The sequence below is a fragment of the Aminobacter sp. P4_D5 genome, assembly GCF_056401815.1.
This window is the reverse complement of the sequence record NZ_JBFUIP010000326.1, coordinates 1-2,645: the sequence shown is the minus strand read 5'-3', so window position 1 is coordinate 2,645 and position 2,645 is coordinate 1. Positions and strand designations below refer to the sequence as shown.

Below are 2,645 nucleotides of genomic sequence, written 5' to 3'. Positions count from 1 at the left end.
CATCGATCCCTACAACGACAAAAGCAGCGTCCATCTTCTCCCATCCTTGCCTAATCGGGCTTCGCTTGCGGCCCTGGCGACTGTTCGGGGTCGATGGAACGGCGGACGAAGACCCAAGCTCTCCCACGGGCTTGGTGTCCCAAAGGAACTTCGGTCTCCCGTCCGCCACCGCACCGCTAACAATAGCAGATGCGGCAACGTTCAAGTTACAAGGAAGCGGTTTCAGCGCCGTGTCACGCGCATCGGCAGGCCACCCTGTGGCTGGGTGGTCAGCTTCTGCACCGGCCACGGTTTGGTTTCGGCGATCGTGTCGAAGCGGTAGCGTGAGAGCAAAATGGCGAGCGCGATGATCGCTTCCTGCATGGCAAAGCTCATGCCGATGCAGACGCGCGGGCCAGCCCCAAAAKGCAGATACTGGTAGCGGTCGATCTTGTCGCGGTTTTCGGGATGGAAACGCTCGGGCATGAAAGCGTCAGGCCGGTCCCACAGCTTGCGGTGGCGATGCACCGTCCAGGGCATGACCAGAACCTGCGCCTTGCGCGGAATTTTCAGATCCTTGTAGCTGTCGTCGGCGATCGGCTCGCGGTTGATCGAAGGTGCGGGCGGATAGAGCCTGAGAGCTTCTTCGAAGACGGCGCGGGTGTAAGGCATGGCGTCGAGCCATTTGACAGGGTCAGGCTCGCGAGCCAGCACCGCGTCGATCTCCTGTTCGACGCGGTCGCGCTCCCAGGTCGCCTCGGCGAGACAATAGATCGTCCACCCCAAAGCCCGCGCCGTGGTTTCGTGGCCGGCGCCGATGAAGGTGATGATGTTGTCTTCGATCTCTCCTCGCGTGAGCCCGTCGGGGCCTTCGGCGCGAAGCAGCAAGGTTAGAAAGTCTTCCGGCGCGTTGCCGGGGTCGCGGGCCAGTTTTTCGCTGCGCATCTCCACCGTGTCGGTGACGATCTTGCGGAAATAGGCCATGGTCTTGCGACCGCGCAGGTGGGTGAAGCGCGGCAGCCACTCCGGCGCCCGCAACAGGTCGAACGGATCGACGCGGCCCATGGTCTCGAACAGCCGGTCGATCTCATGGGAAAAGCTGCCCGGCTCGCCGGCGATTTCGCCGGAAAACAGCGTCTCGGCCAAGATATCGTAGGTCAGCATCGTCATGTCCTGGGCGACATCGACCGGCTCTGAAACATCGTCGTAGCGTTTGACGAAATCGAGCGTGCAGGCCAGCATCGGCTTGGCGAAACCGAAGATATGGCGCGGGGTGAAGACGGGCGCCATGGCCTTGCGCGAACGCTTCCAGACATCACCTTCGGCGGTCAGAAGCCCGTCGCGCAGGATCGGCCGCAGGATCATCTGGCGGACGGTGGCCATCTTGTAGTTTTTGGCGTTGTCGACCAGCACGTGGCGGATGAGACCGGGATCGTTGGCGATGACCAAAGGGCCGCCAATGCMGGTGACCGAAATCCATGGCTCGTTGTAGGACGGCTCGCCCCACAGCTCGAGCGGGTTGCGGTAGACGATCCGCATCATCTCCAGCGTCGAGGGCGGCGTGGTCCGTGGTGTCGGTGCCGGGGGAACGAAGGGTTCTGGTCTGGTGTCCATCAGATGCTCTGCCTCATGGACGCAATGTAGGCGCAGGGGATGCAGGCGTCCATGTGGCCGACATGCCGAGGTAACCAGGATGTGACCGGGTTACCGGAAAGTGCCTTCTTGCCACTGTATGGTTTTGGGGCCTATGTCGCGCCGGTTACCATTGGATACCTACCTACCAAGGACTGAAATTGTGAAACACCAGCTCAACATCGTCGTCGCCAGCACCCGGCCTGGCCGCGTTGGCCCCGTTTTCGCCCGCTGGCTCGAAGCCTATGCGCGCGAGCACGGCAATTTCGAACCTGTCATCACCGACATCGACGCCTTCGGCCTGCCGATCTTCGATGAACCCAAGCACCCGCGCCTGGGCCAATACGAAAACGAGCACACCAAAAAGTGGTCGGAAGCGATCAAGCCGGCCGACGCCTTCGTGTTCGTGACGCCCGAATACAATTACTTCGCGGCCCCCGCACTGGTGAACGCCATCGACTACCTGTCCAACGAATGGAACTACAAACCGGCGGGCTTCCTCAGCTATGGTGGCGTTTCGGCCGGCCTGCGCGCCGTGCAGTCGGAGAAGATGCTGCTAACCACGGTCAAGATCATGCCTATTCCCGAGGCGATCGCGATTCCGGCCTTCCCCCAGCATCTCGACGAGAATGGCGAGTTCAAGTCGAACGCCCTGATCGACGACAGCGCCAAGGTGATGCTCGACGAACTGTTCCGCTGGAGCGAAGCGCTGAAGCCTATGCGGGCTGGCTGAGCCACCCGAAGCCAATGCAGTCCGCCGTCAAAAACGGCGGATTGCTGCCCTCTCGCCAAGGCTCGTGACGCTGTCGCCCATCCCCAGTCAAACCACCCGTAAAACTTGGAAAAACCACACTTAACGCCTATATCTTGGAGACTAACGGGCGTGCGATTCGGGGCCGATTTTGCCGCGTCCTCCTGCGGCAGTCAGACGAAAGTTTTTCATGAGCGACCAGTCCGAGAACCTTCCCGGCGCAGAAGCCGAGTACGGCGCAGATTCCATCAAGGTTTTGAAGGGGTTGGACGCTGTCCGCAAG

Annotated in this window: 2 protein-coding genes; one reads left to right on the top strand and one right to left on the bottom strand. The window is 61.2% G+C overall.

Annotated elements, in window-relative coordinates:
• Positions 1-222: 222 nt before the first annotated feature.
• Positions 223-1,593, bottom strand: a complete 1,371-nt coding sequence (locus AC1DWF_RS31460) for a cytochrome P450 (protein WP_476842509.1) — start codon at positions 1,591-1,593, stop codon at positions 223-225.
• A 181-nt stretch (positions 1,594-1,774) separates the two neighbouring features.
• Here AC1DWF_RS31460 and AC1DWF_RS31455 point away from each other — a divergent pair, with 181 nt between their 5' ends.
• Entirely contained in the window at positions 1,775-2,344 is a 570-nt protein-coding gene (locus AC1DWF_RS31455; protein WP_476784301.1) for an NADPH-dependent FMN reductase, read from the top strand.
• The last annotated feature ends 301 nt before the right edge of the window (positions 2,345-2,645 follow it).